Annotated in this window: 16 protein-coding genes; 11 read left to right on the forward strand and 5 right to left on the reverse strand. The window is 45.0% G+C overall.

What is annotated here, in order from left to right:
• Positions 1-78 precede the first annotated feature (78 nt).
• The gene (locus tag QTA56_RS11790; protein WP_267981138.1) at positions 79-1014 is read left to right on the forward strand and encodes an LpxL/LpxP family acyltransferase; all 936 of its coding nucleotides are present in this window, start codon (positions 79-81) and stop codon (positions 1012-1014) included.
• Between the two features lie 56 nt (positions 1015-1070).
• On the opposite strand, the gene QTA56_RS11795 is transcribed toward QTA56_RS11790, so the two are convergent.
• Positions 1071-2579, reverse strand: coding sequence for a PT dipeptide repeat lipoprotein (locus QTA56_RS11795; protein WP_411956102.1), 1509 nt, complete (start codon positions 2577-2579; stop codon positions 1071-1073).
• Between the two features lie 410 nt (positions 2580-2989).
• Between QTA56_RS11795 and QTA56_RS11800 the strand changes: the two genes are divergently transcribed.
• The 3 genes from QTA56_RS11800 to QTA56_RS11810 are packed head-to-tail and all read left to right on the forward strand — an operon-like array spanning position 2990 to position 5963.
• Complete coding sequence (locus tag QTA56_RS11800; protein ID WP_267981140.1) at positions 2990-4204, forward strand: cupin-like domain-containing protein; 1215 nt, start codon at positions 2990-2992, stop codon at positions 4202-4204.
• A 57-nt stretch (positions 4205-4261) separates the two neighbouring features.
• Positions 4262-5146: a DUF6502 family protein gene (locus QTA56_RS11805; RefSeq protein WP_267981141.1), complete on the forward strand. Its 885-nt coding sequence runs from the start codon at positions 4262-4264 to the stop codon at positions 5144-5146.
• 1 nt (position 5147) lies between these two features.
• Entirely contained in the window at positions 5148-5963 is an 816-nt protein-coding gene (locus QTA56_RS11810) for a hypothetical protein (protein WP_267981142.1), read from the forward strand.
• Between the two features lie 250 nt (positions 5964-6213).
• Here the strand turns inward: QTA56_RS11810 and QTA56_RS11815 are convergent, their stop codons facing one another.
• A complete protein-coding gene (locus QTA56_RS11815; protein ID WP_267981143.1) occupies positions 6214-7347 on the reverse strand; it encodes an endonuclease/exonuclease/phosphatase family protein in 1134 nt (377 codons plus the stop codon).
• Positions 7348-7548: 201 nt separating this feature from the next.
• Between QTA56_RS11815 and asd the strand changes: the two genes are divergently transcribed.
• The 5 genes from asd (at position 7549) to truA (ending at position 13557) form a co-directional block, all read left to right on the forward strand.
• A complete protein-coding gene (gene asd, locus QTA56_RS11820) occupies positions 7549-8667 on the forward strand; it encodes an aspartate-semialdehyde dehydrogenase (RefSeq protein ID WP_267981144.1) in 1119 nt (372 codons plus the stop codon).
• A gap of 143 nt (positions 8668-8810) precedes the next feature.
• Positions 8811-10403, forward strand: coding sequence for a FimV/HubP-related protein (locus QTA56_RS11825; protein ID WP_267981145.1), 1593 nt, complete (start codon positions 8811-8813; stop codon positions 10401-10403).
• 61 nt (positions 10404-10464) lie between these two features.
• A complete protein-coding gene (gene fimV, locus QTA56_RS11830; protein WP_267981146.1) occupies positions 10465-11715 on the forward strand; it encodes a T4P machinery localization factor FimV in 1251 nt (416 codons plus the stop codon).
• A gap of 63 nt (positions 11716-11778) precedes the next feature.
• On the forward strand, positions 11779-12744 hold the full coding sequence (locus QTA56_RS11835) for an asparaginase domain-containing protein (RefSeq protein WP_267981147.1): 966 nt from the start codon (positions 11779-11781) through the stop codon (positions 12742-12744).
• Between the two features lie 15 nt (positions 12745-12759).
• Entirely contained in the window at positions 12760-13557 is a 798-nt protein-coding gene (gene truA / locus QTA56_RS11840) for a tRNA pseudouridine(38-40) synthase TruA (protein ID WP_267981148.1), read from the forward strand.
• Between the two features lie 45 nt (positions 13558-13602).
• On the opposite strand, the gene QTA56_RS11845 is transcribed toward truA, so the two are convergent.
• Entirely contained in the window at positions 13603-14610 is a 1008-nt protein-coding gene (locus tag QTA56_RS11845; protein WP_267981149.1) for an AraC family transcriptional regulator, read from the reverse strand.
• Positions 14611-14839: 229 nt separating this feature from the next.
• Between QTA56_RS11845 and infA the strand changes: the two genes are divergently transcribed.
• Positions 14840-15061, forward strand: a complete 222-nt coding sequence (infA, locus tag QTA56_RS11850; RefSeq protein WP_001284370.1) for a translation initiation factor IF-1 — start codon at positions 14840-14842, stop codon at positions 15059-15061.
• 63 nt (positions 15062-15124) lie between these two features.
• Here the strand turns inward: infA and QTA56_RS11855 are convergent, their stop codons facing one another.
• Complete coding sequence (locus QTA56_RS11855) at positions 15125-15496, reverse strand: lysozyme inhibitor LprI family protein (protein ID WP_267981150.1); 372 nt, start codon at positions 15494-15496, stop codon at positions 15125-15127.
• 231 nt (positions 15497-15727) lie between these two features.
• Here QTA56_RS11855 and QTA56_RS11860 point away from each other — a divergent pair, with 231 nt between their 5' ends.
• Entirely contained in the window at positions 15728-16072 is a 345-nt protein-coding gene (locus tag QTA56_RS11860) for a hypothetical protein (protein ID WP_267981151.1), read from the forward strand.
• A gap of 57 nt (positions 16073-16129) precedes the next feature.
• Here QTA56_RS11860 and leuB read toward each other — a convergent pair whose 3' ends face one another.
• Positions 16130-17209, reverse strand: coding sequence for a 3-isopropylmalate dehydrogenase (leuB, locus tag QTA56_RS11865; protein WP_267981152.1), 1080 nt, complete (start codon positions 17207-17209; stop codon positions 16130-16132).
• Positions 17210-17216 lie beyond the last annotated feature (7 nt).

A 17216-nucleotide genomic window follows, 5' to 3' on the forward strand; every position in this document is an offset into this window, starting at 1 on the left:
AAAGCCATATTTAAAGTTGCAAAACCAAGTTCATGCTACACTGCTGCAAAATTCAATGTCATTCATATTTCTAAGTTTATGAGTCAACAGCAGTCTTATATACCTGGCGAATTTCAATGGGAATTCCTATTACCCAAATACTGGAAAATCTGGATCGCCATCAGCTTTCTCATGCTACTGGCAATCCTGCCTTGGGCAATTCAATGGCGGCTCGCACATGGCCTGGCTGCCTTATGCTGGCATTTACTCAAGTCACGCCGTAAAACCACGCTTAGGAATCTGGAATTATGTTTTCCTGAATGGTCACCAGCCGAGGTTGAGGCACAGGCGAAGCAGGTGTTTGTGGATATGATGCTGGGTGTGTTTGAGACACTGAATGCCTGGTACTGTCCGAAATGGTTTAAGGGTCGTCATAGCATTGACGGTCTGGAACACATTACCCATGCCAAAGCACAGGGTAAAGGCATCTTATTGCTTGGCACACATAGTACCCTGCTGGATGCAGGCGGTTATATCTGTGCTCAATACTTTGAGCCCGATGTGGTTTATCGTCCACAAAACAATCCCATGCTGGATATGCTGATTTATCGTTGCCGCGCCACCATTTACCAGCACCAGATTGACCACGATGATATGCGTGGCCTGATTCGCAGGCTCAAGGATGGCGGTGCAATCTGGTATAGTCCCGATCAGGATTTTGGTTTAAAGCAAGGGGTGATGGCTCCTTTCTTTGGTGTTCCTGCCGCAACGGTGACTGCACATCGTCGCCTGTTAAAAATTTCCAAATCTGTTGCCATTCCCCTTTATTTCTACCGTTATGGTGATATCCGCAATCCTCAGTACAAAGTGCTGATTGAGCCAATGGTTGAAAATATGCCAAGTGAGGATGAAATGGATGATGCTGTTCGCGTGAACAAGATTATTGAAGCCCAGCTTAGAATCGCCCCAACACAATGGATGTGGTTTCACCGCCGTTTTAAAACGCGACCTGAAGGTTATGACAAAATCTATTAACCATAAAAAAATCTGTGCCTGAAAGCACAGATTTTTTTCACCGCATCCTGAATGGTTTATTTAGGAAAAACCACACCTGTTGCCAGGTCATAATTTTGAGGTGAGTTGGTATACACCATACCCAATCGTGTTGCAAAGAACCAGCCCAGCTTACCCTGATCCTGAATACGGTTTTCAACGCCATATGGGCTTTCCAGACCATCTGCCGCATCTTCTGAATAGACCTTGTATTCAACCGCGCCTGTGTTTTCGCTATCTTTCTCAAACAAATATCCTTTGGTGTTAATTCCAAAACCAATACTGTTATCCTTGTCAATCAGACGGTAACCCTCTGCGGCCTGCTCTTTTAATAGTTTTTCCAGCTTCGCCACATCTTCGGCATTAAATGGAATATTACGTTCAACCTGGAAATAACGGTAGTTATAGGTACCATGATGCGTGCTGCTGTTTACACAGGTGGTCACATAGAATGTGCCGTTACTTGTACCATTATTGGTATAGGTAGATCCTGCATCAATTAATTTACAGCCTTTTGCGCCCATGTCATTAAACGCAGCCAGAATATTGGCTCTGGTCGTATCTGTTATAAAACGATTTTCATAACTATAGGTCGCTGGTTTTTGGTCATTTTTTACAAATAAATATTTGCGGGTATTATTCGAGGTTTCTCCAAAAGATAGCTTGTAGAGATAGCCCAAGGCACCCTGCTTTTTCAGTTCATCAAACCAAAGTGTATAACGGCTGGCAACAATATTGGTGCTTACATCAGCTGTGGTATAGGTGTAGGTATCCTGTGAGGCGTTATTTTTCACATATAAGTTTTTGTAGATGCTGTTGCTTCCCTCTGGATTTTTCAATGCAACTGACGGTGTAATGAGTGCATAGCCTTGGCGACCTTGGTCATTCAACTGGTTCAGAACATCTGCCCATGCCGTTTGATTGTCGCCGAAACGATAACTTGCGGTTGCAACAAGCTGCTGTGGCTTTTGCTGGCTTAAAGAGGGAGCGCTACGGGTATAACAGGTATTCACCCGACTAAAATCAACCTGTTGTAGATAGGCATGGATGTCATTCGGCTGATCTGTGGACACAAGACAGAACTGATCCGCATTTTTAAAGCCCAAAACCGCAGGCTGTTTGCTACCCAGTTTACCAGCAACCTCAAGTTGCCATTGTGCCTGATTAAAGCTGGAGCTTTGTACCGTCTGTGCTGCCCCAATTTCAGTCACCAAACTAAATTCACTTGGCTGTTTGTAGCTTGGGGAAAGTTCACCCGTACAGTCTTTTGCATTCGCATATTTTACCGTTTCGCTGACAAAACGGATGCTATTGTCCGCCATCTTGACAATATTCATTTTTAAGCCAGAACCATTGATACAGGCCCCCTGCCCAGCCATCCATGTTCCCACAAAACGGTCCGCAACGGTAGTTGGAGTCGGTGTGGGAGTTGGCGTGGGGGTTGGAGTCGGCGTGGGGGTGTTATTCGAAGATGAGCTTCCACCACATCCCACCAAAGCCGCGCATGTCATGCCAATCGCAAGTTGAGTCAATATATTTTTCATCATGTTGCCCTCTGTGTGAAATTTTCACATATATTGTCTGTGAAAATTTAACACTTTTCTGCTTGAGTGCAAATATTTTTATGCTTAAATTTAGGGTCTGTTGATATTTCAGCCATGCATTGCGTTATAGGCTAAACAACTCAAACAAGGCATGAGACGTAGGTAAGGGCATTCCCTTACCAAGTTTCATAACGAAGTTTGAGGTAGTTTTAGCCATAACCCTGCGGGACAGGGACATTTTTTGCCGCTACTGCGTTATGTCTTGCTTACTTAGAATCACTAAGTTACGCAAAACATGCCTTGTACCGTCTAAAAAATGTCCTCTGTCGCAATGAGAGCTGAAAGCTCGCAAGGTGAAATGTCAACAGCCCCTAGACAAAAGGTCAAATCATTGTATTGATAGGTCAAAAGCTATGGATGCTCAGCAAAACTTAATAAGACAATTCAATGCATTACCAGAGGAATGGCGTGCATGGCTGGAAGAAAACTTTGAACGTGGCTGCAACCCTGTGGAGCTTGCCAATATTTTGCTGCGTGAGGGCCTGATTACACTTGAGGCAGATGAAACTTTTACTGGACCGCAGGAGTCATTGACTGGGATAGCACGTCCTGCTGAGTCCACCGTCCATTTCAGTATCGAACAAAAAAAATGGCTGGCTCAGGCGGTTCTTGAAAAAAAACCTCAAATAGATATTTATCAAACACTTCAGGCTCAGGGCCTCAGTGAAAAATCCATTTCTCAAGAGCTGGTACAGCTTAAACAGGACCCCTATTTTCAGATTGCCCAGCAACAGCACTTTTTAGTCAAAAAGAGAAATTGGCTATTGGATACCTTAGACCGCTTTGCACGACTCAACCCTGAATACCAACAGATTGCACGTATCCAAGTACCTTCTTTTGATTTTTTTATTCAGCATTATTACAGCAGAAATTTACCCGTTATCCTGACGCATGCGATTGATCACTGGTCAGCGCTGAAAAGCTGGTCACCCGCGTATTTTCAGCAGGTGGTGGGTGATCAGGAGATTGAGGTCCAGTTTAACCGTGAACAGGACCCACTCTTTGAAAGAAACTCCATCCGACACAAAACCAAAATGACCATGCGTGACTATGTTGACCTCGTCACCCAAACCGATCATTCCAATAATTTTTACATGACGGCGAATAATGCCAAAGCGAGCCAATCCAGTCTGGCCAAGCTATTTAGGGATATTGGGCATTTTCATGGCTATACCGACCACACACAGATGACAGATCGCAGCTTTATCTGGTTTGGCCCCAAGGGTGCATTTACCCCCCTGCACCATGACTTAACCAATAACGTTCTGGTTCAGGTCTATGGCAGGAAAAAGGTCACCCTCATTCCAGCCCTACAAGTCGCCCATTTGTACAATGATGTTGCGGTGTTCAGTAAAATTGCTGATCCCCATGCAGCAAATCTCGTAGAATCCTTTCCTGAATTTGCACAGAGCAGCAGAATTGAATGTGTGCTGAATGAGGGAGAGGCCCTGTTCATTCCATTGGGTTGGTGGCACTGTGTGGAAAGTTTAGATGTGTCCATCAGTGTCTCTTTTACTCATTTTAATATTGACAATGCTGGTGCCGAGACATTCCCATCCTCTGTTTAGCAGTTGGGATCAGACACTTGCCTGCTTCAGTGCATCAACCGCTTAGGGTATTTTGATATGGAAAAACCAGCCGACCAAATGACCGCCGCTATAGAGCAATCCTCTGCCAATACACAAGGCGTGATTCCCCAGGACGCAGAAACCACGTTGGAAAGCATTGTGCCAATGATGCAGCATATTGCGCATTGGCTCATTCATTCAGGGGTGGGTTATACCGACTTTGTGGCTGCCCTGAAACCTGTTTTCTACGAACAGGCCCTGGCTGAGCTGGGAAGGATCAAGCAGAATAAAACTGACTCTGCCGTCAGCCTACTCTCTGGCCTGCACCGCAAGGATGTCAGTGCCTTTCGGCAACAGGCCACCCAGCTCACTGAAACAGCCAAGGCAACCTATGCCATTAGTGTTCCCGCACGTGTGATTGCACGCTGGATTGCCCTTGAATTGCCACACCAGATTCCAGTCTCAGGTGAGGAAAACAGTTTTGAGGCGCTGGTCAGACATATCTCAACCGAGAAACATCCCCGTTCAATTTTGTTTGAACTACAACGTTTGGGTGTGGTGCAACAGGTCGGGCAGGAGGTGGTGCTGCAACAGAATAGCTTTACACCAGACAACCAGATGCAGGAAAGCAAGGCACTGTTCTCCGCAAACTTAAGCGATCATCTTGCAGCGGGTATTGACAACTTCATTAGTGACAAAAGTTTTACCCATCTGGAACAGGCCGTACTGGCGGAAAAACTCACCATGTCATCGATTGAAGCGCTACGCCAACTTAGCCTTGAACTATGGCAGGACATGGCAAAACAGTTACTCAACGCCGCCATTCACTACTGCGAACAAGACCAGGAAAAACAGAATGCGGACTATCAGTTTCGTTTCGGGGTCTATCAGTACGATAGAAAAATAAATCTACAAGTACCTTATATTTATAAGGGTGGATAAAATGAATTCAGGTAAAAATTTAGGTCTAGTGCTTTTATTCTGTAGTTTGGCCAGTGCCATGACCGCCTGTGGCGATGATTACCATTATCTGGCGGCCAATGTCAGTCTGGGTGGCAGTGGTTCAGGCACGCAAAAACCCCGACCTGGAGGCAGTGATGCAACAGGCAATGGTAAAGGTGATGAAGATAGCTATGAATATTATATGACCATCCCTGATGCAGTTGTAGATGAATGTCTTGGCATACAACGCTCCATGCAATTTATCTATGGTGATAGCAAGCAACCCATCCCGTCAGGCACTGTACAGGAGCTTGCGGCAACACCATTACAGATTGAGCTGAGAAATACCACACCAAACTATATATTTGAGCAGGTACCACAATGCCAACAGGTCGAATTATGGTCGGAACTGGGCAATGTACATATTCAGTCAGACCAATATTTAAGATGTGCAGCAGAACAAGACAGTATTCAGGTGCTACGCCCTTATGAAACCCGCATCTACGAATTTGATGCCAAACTACCGTCAGATGCTGACCGTTGGAAAATCAAATATACAGCAGCCAATTATAGTATCCAGTCATCAAGCAACGATTTACGCTGGACACGCTGTCAGCCTTTGGAGATCACACTTCCAGTAGACAAGATTTTCAAACCAAAGAAAGTCATGGACCCAGAGGATGCTGCCAGACCAGATGAAGCTGGGGACTCAATGGGTGAAGAGGAAATACCTGTAACCGAACAGGAAGATGAAACAGCACCGCCAGAACAGCCAACAGCTGGAAAACCAATGCAAAAAATGAAAATGGCTCAATAGAAAATTAAAACCCGAGTTTCGCATCCTGTAAAACTCGGGCAAATGAGGTTGTGCTTTCACAATATTTTTATTATCTTGCTTCCATAGCATGCATCATATCCATGATGCTTTTTCCATCTCAGCGTCGCTATCCTTAATCGGAAATCCTTTCCTGCGTCCCTGTGCTGATGTATTTAGAATAAATCTTTTAAGCGGCCAAGACTATTCGCTGTGGACCTAAATCACTGTACGATAATGCTTACATGAGAGTTTAGTGATTATTCTTAATGATTGCACTTTTATGAGTCTGGGCAAGTTCATCCACCACCACTTTTTCCTCCTGTTCCGCTTTCGCTATGCCCTCCTGAATCGCCTGCTGCGCCTCGTCCTCATCACTTTCTGTCTGCTCCAGCTCTTCCTGCTTTTGTTCAAATATCTTTCCCGTTTGCAGCACCACATAGATTGGAAAATGGTCTGAACCAATATGGGGCAAACGCTTCATTTCAACCAGACCAAAGTCCGTACTGTGGAAAATATGGTCCAGCGACCAACGTAACAGTGGATAATCCGCATGAAAGGTATTCATAAAATAACGTCCCACACGCGGGTCAAGCAAACCACTGATCCGCTGGAACAGGCGGGTGGTTCTTGACCATGCCACATCATTCAGGTCACCCATCACAATACAGCTCTCATCAATATCCTTGATCTGGTCGCCCACAATCAGGAGTTCAGCATCCCTTAAGGTGGAATCCTTTGCCTCTGTGGGACTTGGCGGCTTTGGATGCAGACAATACAACTGCACACTTAGCCCCGAACGCAGGCGTATTGTTGCATGGATGGATGGGGTTTCATCACTCAGGATAAATTTCACTTCGGTATCCGCTAACGGCAAGCGACTATATAGATGCATTCCATACAAATTATCCTGAGGCACTGCAACACGGTAAGGATAATCCGCTTCAATCGGTTTTAATGCCTCCTGCCAAACCTGGTCTGTTTCCAGTGTCAGCACCACATCAGGCTGCAAATGGTCAATCTGTTCCAGCAACAGATGATATTTATGGTTCGGGGTCAGCACATTGGCGACCAGCAATGAGATTTGCTGCTCAACATTCAGTTGATCCCGACGCACATGCAAAACCTGCTTTTTCCAGACAGGTGTATAAGGCAGCACCATCTTAAGTTGGTAGGCAACCGCCGCAATCACACCCAAAAGCAGCAACTCCCTAATGGATGTCCACTCGGCATCAATAAAAAGCAGGCCCGCAAGCGCAACCAATCCCACGAACAGAATTTGTAATCTTGGAAAATCAGCCCCCCGAAACCACCACTCATCCCGTCGAATCAATGACCATCCACTCAACCAGATCGCCAGCACCGCACAAACCTCAATTACTATCATTTTGCCCTACTCTTATTACACTTCATTGCTGATGTTGTGGATTTCTGAATCATGTTATGGTCTTATCAATTTTCTATCTAATATAAACAAGTTATTCCACTCAAGAAAATTATGGTTTTATTTAGGTAAAGCTTGCAGTTGCGGGCACTTTTGATACACTCAAACCCCTTAAAAGTTTTTTACATACCGAGGCACAATGACATGAAAGTAGGTCTGGTCGGTTGGCGTGGGATGGTTGGTTCTGTCCTGATGCAACGTATGGTTGAAGAGAATGATTTCGCTCACATTGAGCCATTCTATTTTTCTACCAGTAATGCAGGTGGTGAAGCGCCTGCATTTGGTGGTAAGACTGCCCCAGCACTTATGGATGCATCAGACATTAACAGCCTGAAGCAAATGGATGTCATTTTAACCTGTCAGGGCGGTGACTATACCTCTGAAGTCTTCCCAAAGCTTAAGGCTGAGGGCTGGGATGGTTACTGGATTGATGCCGCATCCACCCTGCGTATGGCGGATGATGCCATCATTGTGCTTGATCCAGTCAACCTGAACGTGATCAAGGATGGTTTGGTGAATGGTACTAAAACATTCGTTGGTGGCAACTGTACCGTTTCCCTAATGCTGATGGGCCTAGGTTCACTGTTCCAGAACAATTTGGTGGAATGGGCAACTTCAATGACCTATCAGGCTGCTTCTGGTGCAGGTGCGCAAAACATGCGTGAACTGATCACAGGTATGGGCTATTTATACAACAATACCAAAGACTTACTGGATGATCCAAAATCTGCAATTCTGGATATTGACCATCAAATTGCTGAGCTGCAACGTGGCGAAGGTTTTCCTAAAGCCAACTTTGGTGTGCCACTGGCTGGCTCGCTGATTCCTTATATTGACAAGCAACTTGAAAGTGGCCAGTCAAAAGAGGAATGGAAAGGTCAGGTTGAAACCAACAAGATTCTGGGCAATCAACAAATTGTTCCAATTGATGGTCACTGTGTTCGTATTGGTGCAATGCGTTGTCATTCTCAAGCCATTACTTTGAAATTAAAGAAAGATGTACCGCTTGACGAGATTGAGGACATGATCCGCAATTCAAGCCAGTGGGCAAAAGTGGTTCCAAATACCCGCGAAGCCTCCATGACTGACCTGACCCCTGTTGCGGTTACAGGTACTTTAACTGTTCCAGTAGGCCGTCTGCGCAAGCTGAATATGGGTAAAGAATATCTGGGCGCGTTTACAGTGGGTGACCAACTGCTCTGGGGTGCAGCAGAACCGTTACGCCGTATGTTACGCATCTTGGTGGAATACAAGAACGCCTAAGCAAAAAATAGATGAAAATCAAAAGCCGATCACAGTTGATCGGCTTTTTTCTTATGATTGCCGATGAAGATTTTACAATTCATTTACATCACGGTAATGTATACTTTTGAATTGACTAAAACATCACTGTTTCATGGATCGAGATGACTATTTATAACAAATTAAAAATTGCCATTTTAACCATATTATCCTCGCAACATCTTTATGCAATCACACTTGATCCATTGCAAATCCAGTCCGCACCAGGCGAGTTGCTTTATGCAGAAATGAGCTTTCATCAGGCAGATGCCAATTCAAAACTGGATGTTAGCCTTGCAACGCCAGAAGACCTGATGATGCTCGGTGCAACACACCAGCCACCCGCCGCCCTTAATTTTTTTACACGTCGTAACAACAAGGGTGAAGGGGTGATTGTCATTACCTCTTCAAGACCAATGACCGACGCCGAGCTGAACATTATTGTTAAAATTCAGGAAAATGGTGCAGCACACCTAAAACATATCAGACAGCCAATACGCCAAAAAACCCAGATTGCGGCGGCTAAAAGCAGCAATGAAAAAACGCTGGCGCCTAAATACATTGTCAGTGAAAAAGATATTGCACTGAACCTACCAGAAAGTACACGTTACAACGCAAATGCAGCAACAAATTCAAAAGAAACAAACCTAAAGCAGGAGAAACTCCTAAACGCACCCTTTGCTCTTCCTCCTGCATTAAATGTTCCAGAGAGCAAAGCGCCTGTTGTCACAGCCAGCTCGGTTGCACCTCCAGCTAAAGCAGAACAGACGACCACTATTCAGGCAGGCAGCAATACACAAGCAACGACAGCTAAAACAGCGGTGACTGAGCAAAAGCCAGCCACTCCAACAATCAAGCAGGAGGTTCAACAGGCGGCTATTGTTCAGGCAGCAAGCAATCCAGCACCACCTCCCGTGTCCAATACAGCAGTGGCTGAGCAAAAACCAGTAGTTCCTACGCCAACAATCAAGCAGGAAGTTCAGCAGGCTGCTGTTGTTCAGGCAGCAAATGCCCAGCCAGCCAATGAAAATATTCCTGCAGAGAAACCAATCCAAAATACTGAAAATAAACTTGTGGAAAAAAAGCAGGATACCGTGGCTGAATATCTGGCAAAAAATAAAGAGCAGCCAATTAAACAGCCATCCCCATCCGCAGCATCAGCTGAAAATAGTCAACAGCAGCATGTGGTTCGACGTAATGAGTCGCTATGGAGCATTGCACAAAGAATTGCGGGGCAAACCCAACAACCTGTGTACAAAGTCATGAACCAGATCAAGACCCAAAATGAACATGCTTTTATTGGTGGCAATGCCAATCGGTTAAGACAGGGTGCTCATTTAAATTTCAATCTGGGCACTGTCCCAAGCCACCAAAACCCAAATGCAAATCAAATTGCAGCCCAAACACCACATGGTGCACCAGCAGGAAAAGCCAAATATCGCTTACAACAGGCGGAAATGACCCTGCTTGCTGAAAGTAATCAAGATTCCAGTACTGGAAGTGCGAAAAAAGACACACTACAGCAGAAAACCAGTGCAGATTTATCATTAAAAGTTATGACAGCACGCGAAAAAACCGTTACATTACAGAGAAACGTAACACAGTTAGAATTGGCATTACGTGGTAAGGAACAACGGATTCAGCTACTGAATGCTCGGCTTGCAGAGCTACAGGAACAACTGAAAGCGCAACAGGAAACTAAAAAGCCAACACGCTAGGTTACGGGAAAATTCTCATAAATTTGCACAAAAGCGGCTCTATCTTCAAGGGGTATGGATCATGTCAACTATAATAATTGTACTGCTAGTCGTTGTACTGGTTGTTGCAGTCGTTTTAAAAAAACGGGGGGACAATCAAGGCAATACAGCATCCAAAAAGGGTGCCAACAAGACAGCTAAAACAGCAGCTACAAAAAAAGTTTCACGTACGACACTGGCACGTGAAGAACAGGAAGCCGCCCCACAATCCACGAACCCGATTCCAGACAGTCTCCGCCAGAAACTTGAACAGCAAATTCAAAGTGGCAACTACCAGACTGCTGAAGCACAAATCAATCAGGCCTTAAAACAGGATAATACCCAGCATGAGCTGTACCTGTTCCTGCTTGATATTCATTTGGCACAAAAAGATGATTTTGCCGCTGATCAGTTGATCAAGCATGTCCATGCCTTAAAACTGGAAGAGATTGCGCAAGCCGCTGAAGCCAAACACCGTGAGTATGAAAGAAACAGACAGCCTGACTCAATTGAGTTTAGCCCAAGTAATTTTCAACAACCGCATACACCTGCTGCAACCCCTGTTCAGAACAATACCGCTGATTTTGATGCACTGGTTCAAACCCCAGCAACACAGTCTTTTGATGATTTACAGTCTGAATACACCACACCCGCTGAACAGGAAAAACCTGCTGAACAAGTTCCTGAAGTTCAACCCCTGGATTTCAACTTTTCTTTTGAACAGAAAGAAAGTGCTGAGCCTAGTCCTGTAGCTGAACCCGTTGAGACAAAAGAACAACAGCAGCCACTTGAGTTCTCATTCAATTTAGAACCAAGTACCACTTCTCCAGCAGTTGAAGAAACAAAAACTGTAGAGAGCAAGCCAGAATTAAACTTTGACTTATCCAGTCTGGAAGTCGGTTCAAACCAGACTGAAACCAAGTCAGAGGATATTCCAGCTCCAAGCCTGGATTTTAATTTTGAACCATCTGAGAATAAACTAGAGACGCCACCTGCGGCTGAAAAAACCGAGTTCACCTTTGATGTTACAGAGACAGTTACCCAGACTGAACCTAAAACAGCATTTATTGAACCAGCACCGCAAGCACCCGCAACTGGCAATGATCCTTTGGCCCAATCATTCCCTGATCTGCAACAGCTTGATGAAGCACAGCTTAACCTTGAACTGGCTGAACAATATATTGAGCTCGGTGCCTATGAGTCAGCACGGGAACTGTTAAAGAACAGCCAAGCTCTTCTAAATGCGGAGCAACAACAACGTTCAGAAAAGTTACTCAATAAAATAGCTTCCTGAATTTGATCCGTCTAATATAAGCAGTCTTATAGACTGCTTTTTTTTATACCAAAAATTCTGATTATGCAAAAAATCGCTTTGATTTATATGGGTGGTACATTTGGCTGTATTGGCGAACCACTTATGCCAATGCCTGAGGAAGCCTTTTTACCTTTGCTGGAAAAGATTATCCCCCCCCATTTACAGGTTCAATGTTTCGCAGCTCCCAGCATTAAGGACAGTAGCGCATGCACGGCAATGGACTGGCTGCAACTGATACAACAGGTTCAGCAGTTACAGCACAACAATTACCAGCATTTCGTGATTATTCACGGTACAGACACACTGAGTTATGCTGCGGCAACACTTGCCCGTTTTCTGGGAGATTCATGCCATGCAATCATTACAGGAAGCCAGTATCCGCTACTGAATATTGAGGGAAATGACACACGGGAATTTACCGATGCGCTTGGAAACCTGTATCTGGCACTGGAACAGGTGTTGAAACTCCCTATGGGTGTATACCTTGCTTTCCATCAACAGGTTTTTCATGCCCAAACCACATTGAAAGTACACACAACCGAACTGGATGCTTTTACAGGAATCCCTGCTACCCAGCAATGCCAGACATCTGCCAATCAGTTTATTGTACAGGATGAACACATTACACAAGCGGCACAACTGTGTGTGCTTAACCTCATGCTACAGCCAATACCGCAACAACAACTGATCTTACAACTCAAAAACATTCTGGCTGCACCCCCACAGTTTTTGGTGCTGCAAGGTTTTGGAACAGGCAATATCGCTGTCAACGATGAGATTTTGGCCTTGTTTGAAGATCTCTATCATCAAAAGTGCCTGACCATTGTCAGCAGTCAGGTTACCTTTGGTCAGCTTGACCAGCGTTATGCAGTCAGTTCATGGATGCAATCTGCCAGGATTTTAATCAATGATTGCCACAGTCATGCCGATTTATATGCAAAAACATTGCAAATGTATTTAAAATACCCGACCCATGATCAACGCTTTGAACATTGGCATCATCATTAGCACTGAGGTTTAAATATGCAACGTTATGCAATTGGTATTGAATTTTGTGGTACTCAATACCGTGGCTGGCAAACCCAACAGGCAGGCGTTGCAAGTGTTCAGGAAACCATTGAGAAAGTTCTCAGTAAAATTGCCAATGCACCTATCCTATTACATGGTGCTGGACGCACCGATGCAGGCGTGCATGCCACCAATATGGTTGCCCATTTTGACACTGAAGCAATCCGTCCTGAACGTGGATGGCTGATGGGTGCGAACAGCCAGCTTCCAAAGGATATTTCAATTCAGTGGATCAAGTGCATGGATGAAAGTTTCCATGCACGTTTCAAGGCGACTGCACGTCGTTATCGCTATGTCGTGTATAATGCCCCTCACCGCCCCGCGTTACTGCATAAACAGGTTACGCATATCTATTATGCGCTAAATGCAGAGAAAATGATTGCAGCAGCATCCAAGTTTGAAGGCACTCATAATTTTGAGACGTTCCGTGCAGCGGCCTGTCAATCAAACCAGCCTGTACGCCATGTAGAGCATTGTCGTTTATTTGAACATGGCCGTTATTTAGTTCTTGATATTCAGGCAGACGGTTTCCTACACCACATGGTACGAAATATCATGGGGTGTTTACTGGAGATTGGACAGGGCCTGTATGAGATTGAGCATATTGACACCATGTTCGCTGCACAGGACCGTAAAGCCGCTGGTATTACTGCCCCACCTGACGGACTTTACTTTATTCAGGCCTATTATCCTGAAGAGTTTAGCTTGCCACAGCCACCACTAGGTCCACAGTGGTTAAATCTGCCTGAATAAAAAAGCCCTATCGATAAAAGATAAGGCTTAGTCATTCTAAAAAATCTAACGTTGTTTGCGTTTACGGTATTCCACTGGCGTTTCATTGGTCCAGCGCTTAAAGGCACGGTAGAATGTACTTGGTTCGGAGAACCCTGTTAAATAAACGATACGCTCCACACTTTCATTGGTGTTCGCCAGCAGCTTCTTTGCCAAACGACAGCGATAGTCGGAAAGAATCTGCTGAAAGCTGGTATTGGCTTCACTCAACTGGGTACGTAAACGGCGTGGCGTAATATTGAGTTGTGCTGCAACAGTTTCCAGTGTGGTTTCACCACTTTCCAGTGTCGAACCGATGGCACGGCGTACCTCGCCCACTAAATCATATCGGGCCAGTTCCTGCAACTTTTCAATTGCAAGCTGCTCATGCAGTTGCAGCAATTCAGGTTCAGCTTGCCATAATGGATAATCAAGCACGGCATCATCAAAATAAAGGCGGGTTTCTTTTTGACCTAGGCTGACAGGGCAGCCATACACCCGAAAATATTCATCATCATCCGCCCCCTCATTGAAGTTGAAGTCAATGTAGATTGGCTGAAACTGCCCTTCGGTGATGAATTTAAAGAAGCGAAGAATGCCCGACATCGCACATTCAGAAAAATGACGGTTTACAAATTGGTCAGACCAGTACTGCTCACCATTGCTTAGGTAACAGCGACCATCTGCAATCACCAGTTTGGCATCAAAGGCATCACTGATCAGGCGCTGATAGGCCAAGGCACGTTTCAGGCCTTCTCCAAAAGTTTCACTACTGATAAATAGATGTTCAATCACCTGCCCACGATAAAGCGGTAAATGCTCCCCCAAATGCAAACCAATGTCTGGGTCATTGCTCACGTCCTGTGCCGCAATCCAGAATGCGTTCTGCGCACTTAATGGTGTTCTGGCGTTTGTATCAACCTGATTGAGTGCGACACCTGCCTTTGTTAAAATCTCTTCAGTTGGTAATCCAGCTTTACGAATCGCCTGATAACCAAAGCGCAATACAACCGATGCATCTGTTAACTGACCCACGCAGTGCCCTTCCCTGTAGATACTTTATTGTGACAATAACACTAAATTTAGATTAACGTTGATTGACCAAACTGACAACACTATTCTGCTTCTTTTGTTAAAAAAAATCGTCGATTGTCTGACAGTTTTTTCCAAATGATTACTCAAAGCTTTGCCGCGACTTCATCTTGTAAAATTTAAATAAATTGACTATAATTTGCGCCTTTCCAATTTGATCATCAGGTAGGCTATGGCCAATAAAGAGGAACTCATTGAGTTCGAAGGCGTTGTCACCGAAACGCTTCCTAATACGATGTTCCGTGTGCGTCTAGAAAACGGTCACGAAGTTATTGCTCACATTTCTGGTAAAATGCGTAAACACTATATCCGTATTTTAACAGGCGACAGCGTAAAAGTTGAAATGACACCTTATGACTTAACCAAGGGTCGTATCACTTACCGTGCACGCTAAGAATTAGTGAATGCAAAAAAGCCACATCAATATGTGGCTTTTTTTATGTGCATAAACAAGGGATTATTCACTTAAACGTGTGGTTTTACATCCCACGGTTTGGCATTCACGTAGACGTTCCAGCAACCAGTGATTGCGTTCCTGTGTTGTGGTCAGGCGGCATTGCACATCAACACTGTTCTGCTGTGAATCTGTACAGCTTGCGTCGCGATGACGTATCCATGCGAGCTGTGCCCTTTTTAGAATCTTTTGTTGTGTCTCATTGAGCTGCTGGCGTAACTGCTGATAATTCTTGTTTAAGTCAGCATCGGCACTGGCATAAATTTTATTGGTACAGTAAATATCATCATAAGTGTTACGTGCCTTGTCGCAATTATCTGCATAACTCAATGTGGCGAAAGCACCACACATTAACCCTAAAATTATCTTGCGCATCAAGTTTTTCCCAATCGCTTAATTATGCGGCATATCTAAGCATATTTTGCGTCAATTGAACATTACTTTACAAACAGATAGGTATGTATATTGTGATTGGTTCACACAAATGGACTCGACAAGATGTGCCCTTTGGCTTTGAATAAAAAAAGATCAATACGATAAAGGAACGTCATAATGATAAATTCAAGGTCCCTATTCTTTTGTTCAGTCATTGGACTGTCAGCATGTATGACCTCTCCGCAGCGAACCACCAGCCTCCCCGACTATCTACAACCTTACATTGGCCAGTCTGCAAGCAGTATCCAGCAGCAGCTCGACCTAAGACCTTTAGGACTGCAAACCCTGGCCCAGCCCCAAAACCAGAACAACCAGCTTGTTTATACGGTGATCCGTCCTGTACGTATTCCCATTCCAATTGCCCAGTCCGCCGAGATGGGTGCCCAGAACATTCCCATTCAAAGCATGGGCAATGCAGGCAGTGCCTATGACCTCAACCTGCAATGCAAAATTATTTTTGAGCTGGATCAGCAACAGATTGCCCGCTCCATCCGCTATGAAGGCAAAGCCTGTTAATTTTTTATGTTATAAAAAAACGCAGCGATTGCTGCGTTTTTGGGATGCCTAAGTTGCTTAGCCTAAAACCGCAACCACAGCTTCACCCATTGCATCCGTACCGACCTTGGTCATTCCCTCAGCCATAATGTCCGCTGTGCGTAGGCCTTGGTCAAGCACCTGGCCTACCGCATCCTCAATGGCCTGTGCAGCAATTTCCTCACGGAATGTATAGCGCAGCATCATTGCTACAGAAAGAATGGTTGCCAGTGGGTTTGCCACATTCTGGCCCGCAATATCAGGTGCTGAACCATGACAAGGCTCATACATGCCCTTACCATTTTCATCCAGTGAGGCAGATGGCAACATGCCAATTGAACCTGTCAGCATTGCCGCCTCATCAGACAAGATATCACCAAACAGGTTGCCTGTTACAATCACGTCAAACTGTTTTGGCGCACGCACCAACTGCATGGCCGCATTGTCAACATACATATGTGACAACTGGATATCTGGATATTGTGCCTGCTGCAAGCCAGTTACGGTCTGCTTCCACAATTCAGTTACTTCAAGGACATTTGCCTTGTCAACTGAACACACCTTGCCACCACGCAGACCTGCAAGCTCAAACGCCACCTTGGCAATACGCTTGATCTCACTTTCTGAATAAACATCAGTGTTATAGCCCTGCTTTTCACCATTTTCCAGTTCACGGATACCACGTGGCTGACCAAAGTAGATACCACCTGTAAGCTCACGCACAATCAGGATATCCAGACCAGCAACAATTTCTGGCTTCAGGCTTGAAGCTCCCGCCAATTGCGGATAAAGGATTGCAGGGCGCAGGTTGGCAAACAGGTTCAGTTCACTGCGGATTTTTAACAGGCCACGTTCTGGACGGATTGAACGCTCAATGCTGTCCCATTTAGGTCCACCAACCGCGCCCAACAAGATTGCATCGGCTTTTTTCGCCTGCTCACTGGTGACAGCTGGGTAAGGTTCACCATGTGCATCAATCGCAGAACCACCCAATAAACCATGTTCCCATGTCAAACCTAAATTAAATTTTTCATTGACCTTGGTCAGGACTTTCTCAGCAGCACCCACAATTTCAGGACCAATCCCATCACCTGCCAAAATTAAAATATGTTTAGACATCTATTTT

This window comes from Acinetobacter thutiue (genome assembly GCF_030385805.1).
Classification (GTDB): Bacteria; Pseudomonadota; Gammaproteobacteria; order Pseudomonadales; family Moraxellaceae; genus Acinetobacter; species Acinetobacter corruptisaponis.